Source organism: Candidatus Terasakiella magnetica (assembly GCF_900093605.1).
GTDB lineage: Bacteria > Pseudomonadota > Alphaproteobacteria > Rhodospirillales > Terasakiellaceae > Terasakiella > Terasakiella magnetica.
This window is the reverse complement of sequence record NZ_FLYE01000002.1, coordinates 38315-55361: the sequence shown is the minus strand read 5'-3', so window position 1 is coordinate 55361 and position 17047 is coordinate 38315. Positions and strand designations below refer to the sequence as shown.

Sequence of the window (17047 nt, the reverse complement as noted above, 5' to 3'; positions counted from 1 at the left end):
AGCTTCATGGAATATCCTTGTAAAACACATGGTTACCCACTTCTGCACAAGGAATTTGCTTACCCGCCCATGCTGGTAACAGACCATGGCGATGATAATGGGTTGCGCCACCTGTGGGGTCTTTTACCCCGCCATAAAGGGCACGACGCGCCACACGCAGGCACGTTGCAAAGATTTTATTGCTTTTCTGCACCACCAGAACTTTCTCACGATTTGGGTCATTCGGGTTCCAGCAAGAAAACTGCCACGGGCGCAAACAGACATTTTCAACATCACTGCCCCACCAGTAGCCGCCCTTTTCAAGGGCCTTTTCCACACGGTTGATAATCACACAGGCAATCGCTTCCAGCCCGCGAACTTTTTCACCCCGCGCTTCCCCGTAAAGGGTACGTGCCATTGTATCAATCGCATCTTCGGGACATTTTGAATATCGGCAATTAGCCATCTGATTTTCTCCTTCCTGTTTGATCCAACTTATTTTCTATGCGCACGAGATGCCCGGTTAAGCGACGCTCTACATCTTTCATATAAGCAATAGAGGCATAGCTTTTTGCCACTTCCAGCTTATAGGCCGATAGGCTTTCGCGCGTATTGGCAAAGGCTGCATCCATATTCTCGCGCAATTGTGAGACATCATCTTCAAAGTCATGGCGGTTGCGCCAAATCATCCAGAACAAGCTCGCCATAGCGGGCAGTTCAAAGGCCGTGATCCACCAGTTTACGCATTTATTCTATCTAATTGATTCTATAGGTGTAATTAAATTATTATAATTTTGTAGCCATTTTGTAGCTAACGCACCATATCTGCTTTGATTAACGTTAAACGTCATGGATTTACTTGTTCAATCCATCAAATCAATAAAATCCAACACCTGGAGGTATGAAGATTCAGTCACTATTCGTATTATATTATAGCTCCGCATCTATTCAAGGATAAGAAAAATACGACCGTAAATTCGGTCAAATTCCAGAAAATGAAAAGTTGAAATTTCAACTTAAGAAAACAGCCTCTGCAATTGTTCGTGCTTTGATGACGTTGTGGAGCTTTTGATCAAATGCTTCGATACTGTTTCCAATATCCTGCATTTCTTTAATTCGGCTCTGTTTATATGCCGTTTTTCGAAGCTGTAGGTTTGTAGATAGACGTATCAATGCATCAAAACTCGCATCACGTCCCGTTAATTTCAGCATATTGTAATAGCGTGCAGATTTATTCAGCCACTTAAGCGAAAAATCGCTTTCGTTGTCTGCTAAATTGTTTGCGCGGGTAAATTCATAAATTTCTTTGACGATTTGCATCAATGTTTCTCCTGTTTCGTTGCTAAATATATTTAGTGCTAAACGATTGTAAGGAGATCGATATGAAGATTTATGAATTGAATAAAATGTCTAAGAATGAGTGGAGAATGTTAATTCGCTTTATGATTCGCAAAAGCTGCCGAAATTAATTTCGCATTATTTTCTTAATGCGTTTTTGTGCCATATCTTTGATATGTTGCTTTGTTTGAAAATCTAATTCTGCTTTTTCAATTTCAAGCATGAATTCATCTTTCAATCGCTCAAGCTCAGCTATTTTTGCTTCGATTTCTGAAAGAAGATGGGATTGGTTCCGATTTATGTAATCAAAATCGGCATACATCAAACGCCATAGGGCTGCATTTTGATCAGCTTCTTGGCGGAGATGTTTTTTTCTTTTTTGTCTATTTTTCGCAAGTTCATATGCACGCATTGCTAAATCCTCCTATAGCTATTTAGCAATGCCATTTCTGCTTCCCAAATAGAAGCGGACTAAAAATATCTTGCTATAAGAAGACTGGGTTTGACCCAAAGCAGCCAACTATGTGGTATGGCATCAACTCTGATGGGTGCTGATAACCTCAATAATTCTACAATCACTGATCCGACCACCTTTGCATTGGGTAATCATATGCTGGAGTTCTTTCTTTAGGGCCTTGAGCTTAGATATTCTTTTATCCACTTCACCCAACTGTTCTCTGGCAATGGCATCGGCGGCCTCACATGATTGGTCGGGATCATCTGAAAGCCTCAGTAATTGGCGGATCGCCTCAAGTGAAAATCCTAAGTCTCGGGCATGACGGATAAACAGAAGACGATCAAGGTGCTTTTGACTAAAGACCCTCTGGTTTCCTGCTGTGCGTTCGGCAGGTGCCAAAATACCTATCTCTTCGTAATATCTAATCGTTGGGACCTTACACCCCGTCGCTTTTGCGACCTTCCCAATTGTGTATGAAACACCCATAAAAAAAACCTCTTGAAGCTACAGTCACTGTAGATATTAGAATAGTTGCCAGATTATCCAAGAACAAAATTATCGACCCTGTTTTAGGAGGTGGCGATGAACGCTTTTATTGAAAACCTTTATACCCTTGGCTTAGATGCTGCTCCTTGGCTGGTGTTAGGATTGTTTCTTGCAGGCCTTATCAAAGCGTGGGTGCCACAAGACGGTCTTGCTCGACTGCTCAGCGGTAAGGGATTAAAACCCGTCATCATGGGGGCTGTTGTAGGCGCTCCGCTTCCAATTTGTTCCTGCGGCGTCTTGCCCGTTGTTATTGGTATGCGACGTGCCGGGGCTTCAAGAGAAGCGACAACATCGTTCTTAGTATCAACACCAGAAACAGGCGTTGATAGCGTAGCTATTTCTTATGGGATGTTTGGCCCGTTTATGGCTGTCGCCCGTCCTATTGCCGCTCTTTTTAGTGCTATTACAACAGGCTTGTTAATGGCATTTCTACCCGCAGAACAAAAAGAAGCAGTCAAAGAGGCCGCCACAACCAGTTCCTGCGGTGGTTCATCATGTGGCTGCTCAGGTGGTGATGAAAAACCAGTAGAGGTTACAAAACCTTCGTTCAGCCAAAATACCCTGAACGGACTACACTATGCATTTGGAGACATATTTGACGACATAGCTGGCTGGCTTGTGTTTGGCCTTGTTCTTGCCACCGCCGTTATGACCTGGGTCCCGCCAATGGCCTTTGCCGAATACGCGACGGGTATCATGGGTATGGTTATTATGGTTATCATTGGTATTCCAATGTATATCTGCGCCACAGCATCAACCCCTGTGGCTGTTAGCCTTATCTTGGCTGGTGTGTCGCCGGGAGCGGCAATGGTCTTCATGCTTGCAGGTCCAGCTACAAATGTCGCTACTATGGGCATTGTCCGCAAAGAAATGGGGAATGCGGCTTTAGGTCTGTATCTTTCTGGTATCATTGTCACCAGCATACTTGCAGGGTTGGCGACTGATTATGTAGCCCAGAAAATGGGGTATGACGTCTTGGTTCAAATGTCAGGGGATACAGAGTTGATCCCCACTTGGATTGCGATCAGCACATTGGTCGTGCTTGGGGTACTGCTGACCAAAAAGCTTTCCAAAGATATGATTGGTGCATTTTCTCGTGTTTTCCGTAAGGAAAGCCTCGAGGTAAGTTGAGTATATAATTCAGGTTAATCTGATTTTTTTATAGGATGGACTATGGGAAAAACTATCTTAATTGTTGAAGACAGTCCTATGTGCATGAAGTTATTAAATGATCTTGTTTCATCGGTTGGTCATGAAACGATCAATACTTCAACCGGTGAGGAGGCTCTTGAGTTAGCCTTTCAACACAGACCTGAATTGATAATCTTGGATTACAAATTGCCTGGTATGAGTGGTGTTGAGGTGAATAAAGTGTTGAAGAACGACCCAAGGACAAACGAAATTCCTGTAATCGTAGTCTCATCCCATTGTAATGAACGTGAAGGACAACAATTAGTTTTGTCGGGGTTTGAAGCTTTTGTCCCCAAACCCGTTTCTACTAATAAGCTTATAGATTTAATATCGAAAATAATTTGAGGTTTAATAATTAGCTTAATCGTAAATAACACATCAGCCCTCAAAACATCCGTATATGGCTAAAAGCTGCCTATGTCGTACCTCTGTGTTTATGTCTGGAATTCGTACTTTAGCAGAAATAAAGAATACCTAATAAAATGCACATTTTGTTAAGCATAGGCTCAATCCCGCAGAAATGCTGACATTCAATGAGCCCTTGTGGATGAACCTCAACGGAAGCATAATTTTATCTTAAATGTGCAACTTTTAATGAGGTATGTGATGAAACAGGCAAAGGTTATATCCCCAACAGAAATGAGGCGTTTGTTAGCTGTTGTTGATGCGGGAAAGCATCCTGCACGTAACCGTGTCGCGATTATGCTGTCTTATTACGCGGGGTTACGTGTGGGAGAAATTGCAGCGTTGAAAATTTCTGATGTGTTTGGCAGTGAGTTAAACGTCAAAGATCAAATCCAGCTTAAAGCTGCTTATACAAAAGGGAATAAAGCCCGCGTTGCATTCGTTAGCGATAAGCTTAAGCGTGAAATCAAAAGCTATTTGAAAACGCTGTCAGTGATCAATGCAGATAGACCGTTTCTTCTCACTCAAAGAAACACACCATTTTCTCCCAACACGCTTTGTCAGCTCTTTGGCAAACTATACGGTGATGCTGGTATTGATGGAGCAACGAGCCATAGCGGTCGTCGATCGTTTATCACCAAGCTTGCACATAGCGGTATTAGCCCGAAGGTGATTATGACGCTTGCGGGGCATCAGCACCTGACGACGACACAACGTTATATTGATGTTAACGACGAGATGATGCGTGAAGCTGTCGAGGTGATCTAAATTTCTGTCGGAGCTTCCGGTAAATAATTTTTGGGGACTTTGCCGAACAGATGGATTGCTTGTTCTTGGAAAGTATCGAGAATTTCCATTCGTTCATCAAATGTCATCGTGTCTTCATAGTTATCATAAAACAGTTTCCACAAGCCGACGGTAACGGCGACTAAATCTTCGCCCATTGTATGACTGCTACGTCGTTTCATAATCCGCTTTAATTCCCCGGCAAATTCCTTTGTCTCTACTCGTGCCGCAGCATAATGCAAGCGTCTTAGTGTTCGCTCCATATCCTGCGTTTCTTCAATCGCATTTAGTTTTGTCCACACATTATGTGCGATCAAAATCAAATCGCTCAAGCCATCTTTGTTATATTTACTTTCTCCCTTGTAGCTTTTCGGGCGAACTTTCTTCGGTGCGATTATGTCGCCAAACACAACGCCTTTTGGCTTTGATAATACCGGTCCATCGACGTTCGGGTAATGTTGATCATGACGGATGAAGTTTAAGTCTTTACTCTCAAACTTATCTTTCTTGATTATATAAGGTGAATAGGAGGCGCGATTATCTTCACGACCTTTGATGCGTTCATATACTTCCCCGCGCATACCTGATATTTGGAATTCAGAAGACGCATCTTGGGTGATATTAACAACGCAATTTCTTTCTGGGTAAGTTCTGCGAATTACTTTTTTCAACGTATAAAGCATCGCTGTTGTCTGTGCTGTGCCATTTCCTAGGAAATGCAAGAACTTCGGATAATGTTTTCTGCTGTGCATATATAAAATCATCTGCAGGGCGAGATAAAAGTTTCCGCTCATAAGCCCCGGAAAACACCATCCAACACCATGTCCCTGATCGTTAAACCATTTCGTTTCTTCAAACCAATGCACTACTTCTTCAAACGTGCTGCCATGCAAAACGTTTAGGAACGGAACTTCGCCTGTTGCATTTTCCGCATAGTATTTGAGATTATCTTGTGTCAAGCGCAACGCATTGTCGTAACTTATGCCATCCATCCAAGCAGGCACTTCAAGCACGACGGCAAGATCAGCTACGGCTTCCTGCCAACGCAAGACCTGTTCGCGTTTTTTGATTAAAGGCTCAAAGGAAAACTGCTCGGGTGTATCAAGCTCTTTGAGTTTCCATGCTTTTGATCCGATTTGATATCCACCACTATCTGTTAGAAGAAACGTATTATGGCGATCCCGATTAAACAGCATAGGTGATTTGTTTCGGGCTTTATCTAAATCAAGTTCCGCATGCCCTGCGGAAAACAGCGCGTATGGATGGGTAAAGCGGGCATCGTTAAGCTCGCTATACCAGTTAAATTCTTTCGTTGATTTGAAAGTGCCGTAAGGAACCTTTTTTCGGAAATCAAGAACATGCTTTTGCACAGCTTCAATCCATTGCGGTTGAAGTGAAGGCAAGTAGCTGTGTATTCGTCTGTCATCATAACGCATTGCTTATGCCTTTATTGCAATTAAGACTGCGTATGAAACATCATCTTTTTGTGTGTTGAATGACAGGCATTGATCTGAAACTGTAAAGGTTATGTTTTTGTCGCCAAGCTTGTTTAGTTCCTTTACAGCGCGTTTAACGATACGAACTGTATCTTTATCAAGCTTGATTGGTTTACCTTCGATAACATCAATAGAGGCGTTTTTGATTTTCAGCTTTGATAGATGATCAATCTGCTCTTTGCTCAAATTAGCTTTGTGTTCTTTTCCTGTATGCCAAACGCTGTTTTTAATTGCAGAGGATTTTTCAATTTTGAAAACAACGACGTCTTGATCAACCTCGCCATGTTGCGGCATTTTGTTTGATACGACGATTTCTCTAATGTCTTTATCTATGGGTTTGGCAAAGAGTATTTTGCCTTTAACGCTTAATTCAATAGCTTCCTTGCGAAAGACGTGTTGTAAATCTTTGCTAATGGCAACCAGATCATCGCCATTGAAACTCAGCTTTTGTTTATCAAAACCAGCTTCGGTTTTAACAGATTGAATAGTGGCAAATGCACGAGCTGAAATTGCTTCAAACGTAATGCCTGCTTTTGTGTCGATGAGCGCATGAGTTGCTTCGCCATCAGCGACCAAGACGCTTGCCAATGCACCAGCTTCTTGAAAAATTGCATCTGTCTTACGTGGTTTAGGCTGTGCTTTTTCCCAACTCGAAATGATTGTGTCTTTAACAGCATCGGATTTCTTAGGAAGTATGCCATATATGACAGGTTTACCATTTACAATACGTGCTACGAGTTCGACATAACTACCATCTTCAATACCTGTGATATTCGTATCGAGTTCGATTTCTTCAAAATCAGCACTTAGGTGTTCGAGTGCTTTTTGTTCTTTAGTAGCTTCATCAAGATCGTCACCATAGAGTGTTTTTCGAAAAAACGTTACTGCACGGTCAAACCCATTACTCAGTTTCTTTTCAAATTCTGCACGCGATAGGTTTTGATTTCTCGCACCTTCAATGACCTTTGCGTATTTGGATATAAGTGGGCGATTTTCGTCGTTTTTGCTTAATAGCTCGTTTGCTCTATGAAATGCGATACGTGTTATTTTGTATTCGAGCGATGTGCCGCTGTTACTATTCAAGCCCAGAGAGGTAAGCGTTTGATCTGCTTCTACCATATTACTATTTGACGTAACATCGAAGAGAGATAGGGCTAGTGCTTTGTCTGCGGAGAGTTTGTTTATATGGGCGGTTTCGAACTGAGAATTGCTTTGAAGAACAACCATTGCCCGTTGTCCAAGCTCTCGTATGTCGCCTTTAGTGATTGCAGAAATAGCTGTTGCCATGATGATTTTCTCCCCAGATTTTCTTTGATGATGAAAAAAAAGTGTTGCTTAAGCAACTTAATTTTCTTGTCAAAATTGAATAAATGCTTCTGAATACAGAAAAACAGGAGGGGGAATAGATGACCGATTTAGCCAAAGCCGCGAAAGAATATGTGAGATTGCACGATAAACTTCGTGCGGAATTTCCAGACTGCATGAAAACAGATGATCAATTGCAAACCACTCTGTTTCCTTGCGATACTTCGACTACGGAACAGATTTGGCTAAACTTTTGGCAGAAACCAATTCGTTCGTCTGCAAAGCTAAAGCAAGGCGAAAAAATTGTTGAGAAGAATAGTGGTCGTTTTGAAGGTATTTGGAAGGATATGACACCCGACAATAGTCCTTATGAAATTATCCGTGTCGATAAAGAAAAGCGAGTAGGGTCATATTCTAATAAGAAGAATTTCATATTTGCAGGTGATAAAGCGAAGGAATATGCGTCTAATCCGACAATTGCAAAGCATAGATTTTTGGCGATTTTCAATGCAGGTATTTGCTTCAAGAAAAGGCATGACAAACACGGAGCGAACCCCTTTCCAGAGCTTGTGATGAGAGATGATGTTGCTGCCTTCATCGCAAGCGATGGTTTTATGAAAATAGTAAGAAACTTTTCTAAAGAGTTTGGGTTTCTATGGGGTCCAATAACTGTATGTCACTTCCTTACCGATTGTGGTTTATCGGTTAAACCTGATTTACATATGATCAGAACGCTAAAATATATTGGGCTATTTCCTGTTGATAAATCTGATAACCTACAAAGCGCAAAGAAAGTCGTAGATGTTGTGCGGATTGTTACTCAGCTTTGCCAAGAGGTATATGGAGAAGTTACTCCTGAAAACTTAAGAAGGTTTGATCTCTATTTATTAAGAATTAGTGAGAAATTTAAGCTGAAAAATCAACTCGAAAACAACACGCACGACATTTGAATTTTGCATTTGTGAGTGCTGAATTGTTATAATGTTTATAGTTAAATTATGCTCATAGACGAAGCTGCAAAGCCGTTAGCATAAATAAAATTATAGCGTTCTCACTCACACTGTCCCCGGGACTTAGACCGGAGAGGATATATAAATTATCTGGATATAAGCTTAACGCAAGCGCCTTGGAAGGGACCGATTGTTTACCCGCAATTGCACGAAGCCAAGTAAAATAAAAATGCCCGCAAGCTTTGGAAGATGACAGCATCTTCGCTAACATGGTTTGTTTGAAAAGAAGAGCTGGTGGTTGATTACTGCTGTAGCTCAGCATCTTTGTGTAATTCGATCTGCACCTTGATGACACCGTCCGAAAGCGTAAGCTTGGGGATTAGGGGATGGCAAGAAACACACGGACTGCTTGCTGTTAATTACCCCTGTTTCGAAAACACTCAACACTCAGATAATGTGTTTATTTCCCCTCTGTAATTGTATTTTAGCTGTTACAGGGGGGGGGGTAATAAAATCTAACATCTTGATAATATTAATTCATATAAATGAGATGTTTTCTTCTTACTTAATCTTTTCAAATAAATTGCTTATTGAAAAAAGAACGGAATGAAATGAAGTTCGACTTTCAATAAGCGTTGTCGTGCTGAAAGCAGGACAATTTATAACTCACTTAAATATTCATAGAAACAGCTCAGTTAATACCAAGCTGTAAGTTATATATGTGGTTATTTCGCTATGTGGTTTTTGATTTGTGTATCTAATTCACCAGCGCTAACTGCTTCTATGAGCAATGTGATGGCATTTGGAAGTTGTTTGTCTTCACCAATCAAAATGTCGGTTTTGCCTTTTTCGATTTCTACGGCTTTATTGCGAACACGTAAGCTAAAACGCACCTTGCCATCGTAATCACGCCAATACCATTTGCGGATAGGCTTTTGGATTTCTTGTTTAGTGCGTTGTCCATCGGAACCTTCGACATATTCGCTTCTTGCTTCCGTATATGTCTCACCTTTTACCATGGCATTGGCAGCTGCAAGCTGGCGATTTAAGTTCGTGACTAAATTGCGTTTTGCATTATCAAACGGGTTTGATTTAGCTGGTGCTTGTGGTTCTACGAAATTCAGTGATTTAAGTTTTGTCATATCTAACTCCATTTCAATTCCAACCGTTAGTGTAACTTCATTGGTTCAAAGGAAAAGGAATGAAAGGTGTTAAGTATCTGTGTTAAACGACCACTATAGTCATCCGTTCCTACACCTGATCAATTTCTGACTTTATAATTTCTCCATGGGAGAGATTTTAATGAAGACTTTGGAATTTAATAACCGAGATCACGACATTGATTATTCAGCGATTATCGCACGTATGAAACACGCGTTCGGAACAGAAACAATAAACAGCACAGATTTATATTCGAATGAAGATCAAACAATCACAATGCGATTTTCATCCAATGCCGATTTTTGGAAATTGATGATTATCTGTGACAGCGAACGAGAATATGACGTTGTGTGCAACGAGCTTGACTATGCGGGACTATATAAGCGCACAGATCTATTTTAACACGCCGCACACACGCCTTAAGGCCGGTCATACCCGATAATACTATTCAATTAATAAACGCTTTTCTTCGCTAACGAAAAACAATTCACCTTCAACATCTTTAATTTTCATATCGCTAAATGAGGGAAGAGGCGCGATAACATTATTATCAATATTATCCTGTTTCTTTTTCGCTTTTTGAGTTTCGGCATTTGATCCATGAATTTTTTCTCCATGACGAACTGCTTCACTCTTATCATAATGTTCAATAAGCATTCGTTGTGAAGTTCCCATATTCTTAGCGATAAAATAACTATCACCGCCGTCTTCAATTAAATGCGTTGCATAAGAGTGACGTAAGCAATAGATCGTATACGGAATTGGATCTTCATTTTCGATTTCTTCACTATGAGTTACATCGATAAATTCAAGATATTTTTTGAATTGTTGTTTATAGGAATATACGTGCTTCTTACGCCAACTAATCCATAAATAATCATCTTCATGAGGCTCTCTTCCAAGTATACGAGCATGAACTTTTTGAAGCTTTGCCATATACTTATGAACATCTGGGTGAATAGAAACGGTTCGCCCTTTAGCTTTTTTGACTTTCGATTTTGGAATATGCAATGCCACTTCCAAAAGGTAATTCTCTTTGTCTAACTTTGGTTGGTAATGCCTCCATTTAAGATATCGTGCTTCACCTACACGAATTCCCGAATAACGTAAAAGCATTACGTAAGCAGCAAACACCTCACGAGAGATGCTGGTATTTCGATCACGACTGTTGGCAATCCAAGTATCCAAATGCTTTTCGATAACTTCAATTTCTTTTCGAGTAAACGGAACGCGTGCGATAATTTCAGACTTATAGTCAAATTCGGGAACATCCCTTTTATTCACGTATGAGTTTCGAATAGCATAATCAAACAGCTGATCTAAGGTTCCCAAAATAAATTTTATTGTTGTGGGGCTTAAAGGTCTAATTGGTCGTTTAGAGGTAACTTTTTTGCCTTTCTTGTTTACGTATCTAATAGTCGTATAACGCTTGCCACTTTTGTCTTCATAACCAATTTCTTTGTGAGAAGTGTGTAGATAATTTATGAATTTTTCAATATCCACCGTTCGCAATTTATCGAGCGCTGTTTTGCCGAAGAACTTCCGAATATAAAGTAAACGATAATATTTAGCCTTGTAATTTTGATCAGATAATTGTTTTTCAACAACTCGACTTTTCAAATGTTCATCGAATAAATCTACGAGTTTTTCTGTAGTCGGGATTACTAAATTTTGCTCATTTTCCAAACGATTTAATATCTCGTAATATTCTCTGTTTGCGATATTAAATGCTTTTGATTTCTGATCTGTTTTACAGCTGCGAGCGATTGGCTTATGACCATGAAGTTTTATCTCATAGTAATAATTACTGCTAAGCTTTTCCTCTCTTTTGAAAATAACCGCATACCCATTCGGATCGTTTTCCACTACTCCTGTAACTTCACCATTTTTTTTCATGCTCATGCCATCAATCCTCATGTAAAGAGTTTGTAGCTTATTTGTAGCTATTGCTTTTAACGCTAAAAGCAGGAGTAAATTTTGTAGCTATCTGCTCTTAAGGAAAATAACTATTACTCAATAGATTAACACCTAAACTGTAATTATATAGGATATGAGTGACAAAATATACAGTTTTTGTAGCTATATTGTAGTCATACAAATTTAATTTTATTGTTAATTTTCAATATACTTAGCATTATAGCTATAATCCACCAGATAAGGTCGATACTCCAGCTCGCTTTCATTTACTTTCTCCTGAAAAAAAGAAAACGCCCCTGCACCAAATGCAGAAGCGTTTTCAATTCGTTATTTTATTTAAAGAGCTCTTGGTTCCAAGAAACCCTCTTTTACTTAGACACCTTGGTCGTTATCCCCCATACCTTTGATGCTTTCCCAAGCTTCACCAGCAGAGACTACACAAGCCACCCCCGTTGGGCGTGTAACCAAAATGGTCCAACTGCCTTTATTGGAGGCAAAAATTTCAACAACACCACCGTTCCCCGCCAATCCCATAGAGACCGGAACTTCACGATAGCGTTCTTTCAATGTATCAATAATGTCCACGCGCTCACCGCACAGGTTTTGCGCAGCTACAGGAAAGGCGAAGGACATTACGGTGATCAGCGTCAAAAGACCGCTTAATATACGTTTCATAACATCCTCCATCTTTTCACTTACATCTAAAACAAATATGGGAATTGGTATGACCACTCGCAAGGATTTTTTTAGACATCAAAATCACTCTGAGCTGTATGGGCACTGCCATATCCGCCCCATTGTTTGATCTTTTTACCATCCAATATATGGACAGGTGTTCTAGGCAGGCGCACGGGTTCTGAAAGTAAACAGCCCGCCACCGCATCCAAGGCATCATCTTTTGCCGACACACTGGGCACCCATTCACGCATTTCTGTGGGAAAGGATGTTCTCCAGACATTGCGATGCACCTTTAAGGCCCGTGAGGCCAAGACCACATCAAAAGCTGATAAAATGCGTTCGGCCTTGTTGGTGCGTGAATGTTTTTCAATCACCGCACAAGACACCCCTTCTTTTTCCAGCTCTCTTCGCAACAAACCGGGGAGGAACTTCCCCACCCCATTTGTTTCCAAACAGACCGAAGGCAGATAAAACTCTTTCACAAAGGCCACCACTTGGCGGCAAAGCTGGGTGGCTTCATCAGCCTCTTTCAACTTCTTTGGGTCATGGGTCATATAACGCAGCCCATGCAGCCAATAGCCTCCTTCATCATCGCTATAAACTGCGGCAATCACACTGGCATCCCCCTTATGGGGCGAACCAAAGGACGGATCCCACCAGCAACTGGACGATATAAGCTTATGACCCTCTAATGAAAGTGAGGCCATCTGGTTATGCTCATTATAATCAAGCTCGCTTTTATAAAGCTGCATAAGGTCCGGGTCCAAGCGGCTTTCTGAAATATTGACCGGACGCAGCATCATCTGGCTTTCAAACTTGTTTTTACCAGTTCTGCGTCGAATAGACTCAATATTGCTATCGGGGAAACGCTCAGCCCATTGGCTATTGCCGTTATCATCAAGCAAGGGCAGTTTGAAACGTTCAAACCCTAAAAGGAAAGGCTCATCCTCCCCTCCTTCACCATGTTTTTTATCCGTATAAATGGTGTAATAGGTGTGAGGTGTGCCCACATAAAGCTGCAAGCCACCGGGGACCAAGACATAATCAATTTCCTGCAAACGTGCGCGCAGATCAATTCGTTTGGGCGCACTATCACAGGTGTTGGGAACCTCTACATCATCACAGATCACCACATCAGCGCGCGAGCCTGTAATATTAGCCCCAATACCTTTTGCCAACATGGAAGGGTCACGCAATTCAGAAGGGCGATTAACCGTAAACTGGTCAGAAGCCCATTGCTCCTTTCTCTTGGGTTTTAAAGGTTTGGTCAGGGGATGGCGTTCAATAATGCGTTTAACATTGCGCACCATCTTTTTTGCCAAGGCAAAATCAGCCGCCATCACCATGATGCGTCGATCCGCATCCTGATATAGCAGCCACGCACAAAACAGGCCGACCAATGTGCTTTTTCCACTGTTGCGAAATGCCATCAGCAAAAGTTCACGACGTCCCGTTGTCCAGGCCTCATCCAGCCAGCGACAAATCTTTAAATGATGTTGAGGCATGGACAATCCCTGAAGCTGATCCCACAGCATGACAAACTCGGGAAAAGCCACACGTTTTTTCATTATTTTTTCCTCCTTATAAATTGGCGGTTAGACATGGAAAAAGCCCCGCACAATGTACGGGGCATTCCCTGACTTCTTCATCACTGAGTTTAAGAACTATCCAACTCCTGCAAGGCCGCACGCGCACCTGCCAAGAGCCCCGCGATTTCGTCATCTTCACTCAGGCTTGGCGGGGCGCTTTCTTCGGTTTTTTCCGCCCACCTCGCAAGTTTGGTGAGCAATTCCACATGGGACAGAGCAGACTTACAGGCCGCGTGATGAGCCGCAAAGCCTTTTGCATCAACAGGAATTTCTGCTTTTGAAAAGGCTTCATAGCTGATAGTTGCGCTTTGGATCAGGCTGGGAAGCAAGCCAGCCAATAAGGATTGTACCTCATCGACCGACTTGACCTTCTTGGCCCGCCGTCTCCTTTGCGCAAGAGGTTTCTGTTCTTCCAATCTCTTCTCCCGAACATAAAAAAAGCCGCTTTCACAACATGAAAACAGCCATAAACTTCAGATAAAAGGAGTTGAAAATCAGCTTACACTTAAACCTGCGGGCTGAATGGCCTCAAGTTCTTGCGGTGTGGTTGCACTTTCAATCGCCGGATCAGCCGTAGCATCGCGCAAAGCCTGTTTTTGCGTGGCAATAGATTGTTGCAAAGTCCCATCACCAGCTTCCAGCGCTTTCATATATTGTGCATCAAGACGGTCCAGCTCAGGCATGCGAGCTTGGCGGATTTTATCGCGCCAAATGGTGCGGGCTTTTTCCATATCGACCTCAATCACAGCCCCGTTAAGCTGCCATGCCTCACGAAAGGTGCGCTGATCTGGTTTGGTCACCTCATCGGCTTGGACTTGGCCTTGTTCAGTTTGAATATAGGTAATCGTCATTTACTTTCTCCTGATTATTTTTCCATGCATTGCGCCATTCACGCGATGCAGGTAGTTGATCTTTTTTACAAATTACAAGCTTGATGGAATTGCCATTTTTCACAGCTTTCCAAACATGTTCTGGCGTATCTTTTTTCACCAGATATTCAATAGCCTCTTCCTCACTCATAGGTCCAAGGGGAGCTGTCTCATGAAGGATATGAGCGTTGGTGATTTTGCCCTCTTCGTCATGTTCCAACTCATGATAAACACTCACGGGCGGTAAAACACCTCCATGCAGGGCCATCGCCATCCAGTTAGGGTCAGGCACAAGAACACTTGAAGGTTGGTCAATATCAGCGTCAAAAACAACACGATAGTCGGACTGAACGGGTTCAAGTTGCGCCTTTGCCAGCTCGATGCGCTGCCATAAAGGAAGCTCAGCCAACTCGGTCATGCTAAAGCTCCATCAACAACAGAAGTTGCTCGGTTAATATCGTAAGTGGCACCGTTACTAACCTCAACCCAACGACACTGAAATGAGGTAGTTGATACAGTATTGCCTCCAGCACTTGTGACACTTCCTGCTGCTGCGTACATAGAGGTCGGCCAATCACCTGTGATCGTGATGGGATAGTGAATATTCGCCATCGCGTTAGTCAGGTTCGTCGTGTAAAGCGAAACTCCGTTATCAACAATTGAGCTTACATTGTAGCTATCGAGTAAGGCAAAGGTATCTCGCCCGTCTATAACGCTATAGCCCTTAGCTCGTCCAAGGTCACTAGAGGGGTCGTAAACAACTTCGCCATTGACATTCGTTACGATTAAATTGCTCATGCTAAATCTCCATGAATCATCCCCATGCATGAATTTGTATCTGCATAGGCGTGTGAGTTATTCATCACGTAAAAACGCATGTAATCATAACGAGCTGCGCTACAGTACATATGAGTGCGTCCCGTACAAGAAGACGTTCCAACATTGTCGCTTTGTGCTAAGGGGCTAGTGTAGTAAAGCGAGGCATTACCTGTACCATTATCCACCATCGAACTAACGTTGAAAGACTGCACGATAGTATTCGCACCAGATTGATCGTAATGCGCCCAAGCTTTAGCCACACCAGACACCATGTCATTGGATAGGTAGTCCGTATCAACACCTGCTGAGCCATCAACCTTTTCAATTCGATTTGTTTTTAAGGTCATGCTAGGTCTCCTGCACATAGGAATGAGTGCCGATGCTGGTCTTGGGAAGTGCCGGAGCTATCCTTAGTTTTGACCTGCACGTTTGACACAGCAAAGTCGCTACTAAAGTTAGACTCGTTAGCACCTGAGCCAAAAGCTGGATACATCTCGTTAGCTGAAGCCATGCTGTTGGTGAAGTTATAACGAGTTATGCCCGTGCCTTCGTCGGTAACTGAGGAGATATTCACACTGCCTTTGATGGTCGGAGTGATCTGGTTGTAGTGACAGAGAACCTTAGCTGCGCTCTGACCTGTTAAATCAACAGGGGAGCCGTCTGCCTTTTGCAAGGCATCTACTTTGAATAAACTTGCCATATTACACCACCGTAAATGTGCCGTTAACCGTCACAGTAACACCATTGGCAATCGTGACAGGACCCGCCATAAAAGCATTTCGTCCTGCTGGGATTGTTGTGTCTATTGTGATGGTATCGGCGTTGTCATACATCTCATTCAGCGTAGGCCCGCCAAGTGAGACATTGGGATCAATCTTGTCTTGAGTAATCGCCCCATCTGCCACATCAGCCGTTTCAATGAGGTCAATAACTGCGCGATAGTCATTAGGATCAAAAGTCTGGGCTTCATCACGCGCAGCTTCTGCTGCGACTTGCGCTGCCATTGCATCAATGGCTGCTTGCGTTGCAGCCTGCGCATTAGTTTGGGCTGAAGTGATCTCAGCCACACCGGGGCCAACAATAGGAAGACCATCACCATCAAATGCCAAAGTGCCATCAGCACGATCAACCTTTGAAGGCAGCACCAGTGCCGCATCCCCATCGGTTGGGTTCAGCATCACAGCGCGTTGCAAATCTTCTGCATTTTGCTGTGAAACAGCCGTGAGATAATCAAGCTCCTTATTAATGACAGAAGCGTGAAATGCCCCGCCTTCAGCAAAATCGCTGGTGCGTTCAATCACCAGATAGCGCCGTAAAGTCACCACCACATTATTGGCAGGAGGAAGATCAAAAACAACACTTCCTCCTTCACTTTGGCCCACTCCTGAAATGCTAAACCCTGCTGATTGCAAAGTCTCATCCAGATAGACCTCTAAATCCGTTTCCTTAAAAATGGGAAAGGGATAAATAAATTCAGATTGGACACCGTCACCCAACGCTTGAATGCGCGGGCGTACGTCTCCAATCACGATGTTTTCACTCATCGTGTTTCTCCTTTTTC

The 17047-nt window shown here is 42.5% G+C and carries 22 protein-coding genes; 4 read left to right on the top strand and 18 right to left on the bottom strand.

Annotated features, from left to right (window positions below):
* Positions 1 to 4: 4 nt before the first annotated feature.
* The 5 genes from MTBPR1_RS03350 to MTBPR1_RS03330 form a co-directional block, all read right to left on the bottom strand.
* Complete coding sequence (locus tag MTBPR1_RS03350; RefSeq protein ID WP_069186143.1) at positions 5 to 445, bottom strand: cell wall hydrolase; 441 nt, start codon at positions 443 to 445, stop codon at positions 5 to 7.
* Positions 438 to 686, bottom strand: a complete 249-nt coding sequence (locus MTBPR1_RS03345) for a hypothetical protein (RefSeq protein ID WP_240492850.1) — start codon at positions 684 to 686, stop codon at positions 438 to 440. The genes MTBPR1_RS03350 and MTBPR1_RS03345 overlap by 8 nt, the downstream gene beginning before the upstream one ends.
* Before the next feature lie 304 nt (positions 687 to 990).
* Positions 991 to 1299, bottom strand: coding sequence for a DUF6626 family protein (locus tag MTBPR1_RS03340; RefSeq protein ID WP_069186141.1), 309 nt, complete (start codon positions 1297 to 1299; stop codon positions 991 to 993).
* A gap of 145 nt (positions 1300 to 1444) precedes the next feature.
* The gene (locus MTBPR1_RS03335; protein WP_069186140.1) at positions 1445 to 1729 is read right to left on the bottom strand and encodes a hypothetical protein; all 285 of its coding nucleotides are present in this window, start codon (positions 1727 to 1729) and stop codon (positions 1445 to 1447) included.
* Positions 1730 to 1852: 123 nt separating this feature from the next.
* Entirely contained in the window at positions 1853 to 2260 is a 408-nt protein-coding gene (locus MTBPR1_RS03330; protein ID WP_069186139.1) for a MerR family transcriptional regulator, read from the bottom strand.
* A 96-nt stretch (positions 2261 to 2356) separates the two neighbouring features.
* On the opposite strand from MTBPR1_RS03330, the gene MTBPR1_RS03325 reads away from it, so the two are divergent.
* From MTBPR1_RS03325 to MTBPR1_RS03315, 3 genes are all read left to right on the top strand, one after another.
* A complete protein-coding gene (locus tag MTBPR1_RS03325; protein ID WP_069186138.1) occupies positions 2357 to 3451 on the top strand; it encodes an SO_0444 family Cu/Zn efflux transporter in 1095 nt (364 codons plus the stop codon).
* Between the two features lie 42 nt (positions 3452 to 3493).
* The gene (locus MTBPR1_RS03320; protein ID WP_069186137.1) at positions 3494 to 3856 is read left to right on the top strand and encodes a response regulator; all 363 of its coding nucleotides are present in this window, start codon (positions 3494 to 3496) and stop codon (positions 3854 to 3856) included.
* A gap of 261 nt (positions 3857 to 4117) precedes the next feature.
* Complete coding sequence (locus MTBPR1_RS03315; protein WP_069186136.1) at positions 4118 to 4684, top strand: tyrosine-type recombinase/integrase; 567 nt, start codon at positions 4118 to 4120, stop codon at positions 4682 to 4684.
* On the opposite strand, the gene MTBPR1_RS03310 is transcribed toward MTBPR1_RS03315, so the two are convergent.
* Both MTBPR1_RS03310 and MTBPR1_RS03305 read right to left on the bottom strand, forming a co-directional pair.
* Positions 4681 to 6138: a hypothetical protein gene (locus tag MTBPR1_RS03310; RefSeq protein WP_069186135.1), complete on the bottom strand. Its 1458-nt coding sequence runs from the start codon at positions 6136 to 6138 to the stop codon at positions 4681 to 4683. The two genes, MTBPR1_RS03315 and MTBPR1_RS03310, sit on opposite strands and share 4 nt — an antisense overlap.
* Before the next feature lie 3 nt (positions 6139 to 6141).
* Complete coding sequence (locus MTBPR1_RS03305) at positions 6142 to 7485, bottom strand: hypothetical protein (RefSeq protein ID WP_126464988.1); 1344 nt, start codon at positions 7483 to 7485, stop codon at positions 6142 to 6144.
* Positions 7486 to 7604: 119 nt separating this feature from the next.
* On the opposite strand from MTBPR1_RS03305, the gene MTBPR1_RS03300 reads away from it, so the two are divergent.
* Complete coding sequence (locus MTBPR1_RS03300) at positions 7605 to 8453, top strand: hypothetical protein (protein WP_069186133.1); 849 nt, start codon at positions 7605 to 7607, stop codon at positions 8451 to 8453.
* A 725-nt stretch (positions 8454 to 9178) separates the two neighbouring features.
* Here the strand turns inward: MTBPR1_RS03300 and MTBPR1_RS03290 are convergent.
* The 11 genes from MTBPR1_RS03290 to MTBPR1_RS03235 all read right to left on the bottom strand — a co-directional run bounded on the left by MTBPR1_RS03290 (position 9179) and on the right by MTBPR1_RS03235 (position 17030).
* On the bottom strand, positions 9179 to 9595 hold the full coding sequence (locus MTBPR1_RS03290) for a hypothetical protein (RefSeq protein ID WP_069186131.1): 417 nt from the start codon (positions 9593 to 9595) through the stop codon (positions 9179 to 9181).
* Positions 9596 to 10058: 463 nt separating this feature from the next.
* Positions 10059 to 11516 (bottom strand): tyrosine-type recombinase/integrase, encoded by a 1458-nt coding sequence (locus MTBPR1_RS03280; RefSeq protein WP_069186129.1) that lies wholly within the window; start codon positions 11514 to 11516, stop codon positions 10059 to 10061.
* A gap of 387 nt (positions 11517 to 11903) precedes the next feature.
* Positions 11904 to 12206: a hypothetical protein gene (locus MTBPR1_RS03275; RefSeq protein ID WP_069186128.1), complete on the bottom strand. Its 303-nt coding sequence runs from the start codon at positions 12204 to 12206 to the stop codon at positions 11904 to 11906.
* A gap of 71 nt (positions 12207 to 12277) precedes the next feature.
* The gene (gene terL, locus MTBPR1_RS03270) at positions 12278 to 13777 is read right to left on the bottom strand and encodes a phage terminase large subunit (RefSeq protein WP_069186127.1); all 1500 of its coding nucleotides are present in this window, start codon (positions 13775 to 13777) and stop codon (positions 12278 to 12280) included.
* 89 nt (positions 13778 to 13866) lie between these two features.
* Positions 13867 to 14214, bottom strand: a complete 348-nt coding sequence (locus MTBPR1_RS03265) for a hypothetical protein (protein ID WP_069186126.1) — start codon at positions 14212 to 14214, stop codon at positions 13867 to 13869.
* Between the two features lie 78 nt (positions 14215 to 14292).
* Positions 14293 to 14649: a hypothetical protein gene (locus MTBPR1_RS03260; protein WP_069186125.1), complete on the bottom strand. Its 357-nt coding sequence runs from the start codon at positions 14647 to 14649 to the stop codon at positions 14293 to 14295.
* A complete protein-coding gene (locus MTBPR1_RS03255) occupies positions 14624 to 15085 on the bottom strand; it encodes a hypothetical protein (protein WP_069186124.1) in 462 nt (153 codons plus the stop codon). Before MTBPR1_RS03255 ends, MTBPR1_RS03260 begins: the two co-directional genes overlap by 26 nt.
* Positions 15082 to 15465 carry a hypothetical protein gene (locus tag MTBPR1_RS03250; protein WP_069186123.1) on the bottom strand — a complete coding sequence of 128 codons (384 nt, stop codon included), beginning with the start codon at positions 15463 to 15465 and terminating at the stop codon, positions 15082 to 15084. Before MTBPR1_RS03250 ends, MTBPR1_RS03255 begins: the two co-directional genes overlap by 4 nt.
* Entirely contained in the window at positions 15462 to 15833 is a 372-nt protein-coding gene (locus MTBPR1_RS03245; protein WP_069186122.1) for a hypothetical protein, read from the bottom strand. The genes MTBPR1_RS03250 and MTBPR1_RS03245 overlap by 4 nt, the downstream gene beginning before the upstream one ends.
* Positions 15830 to 16186, bottom strand: a complete 357-nt coding sequence (locus MTBPR1_RS03240; RefSeq protein ID WP_069186121.1) for a hypothetical protein — start codon at positions 16184 to 16186, stop codon at positions 15830 to 15832. The genes MTBPR1_RS03245 and MTBPR1_RS03240 overlap by 4 nt, the downstream gene beginning before the upstream one ends.
* A 1-nt stretch (position 16187) precedes the next feature.
* Entirely contained in the window at positions 16188 to 17030 is an 843-nt protein-coding gene (locus tag MTBPR1_RS03235) for a hypothetical protein (protein WP_069186120.1), read from the bottom strand.
* Between the last annotated feature and the right edge of the window lie 17 nt (positions 17031 to 17047).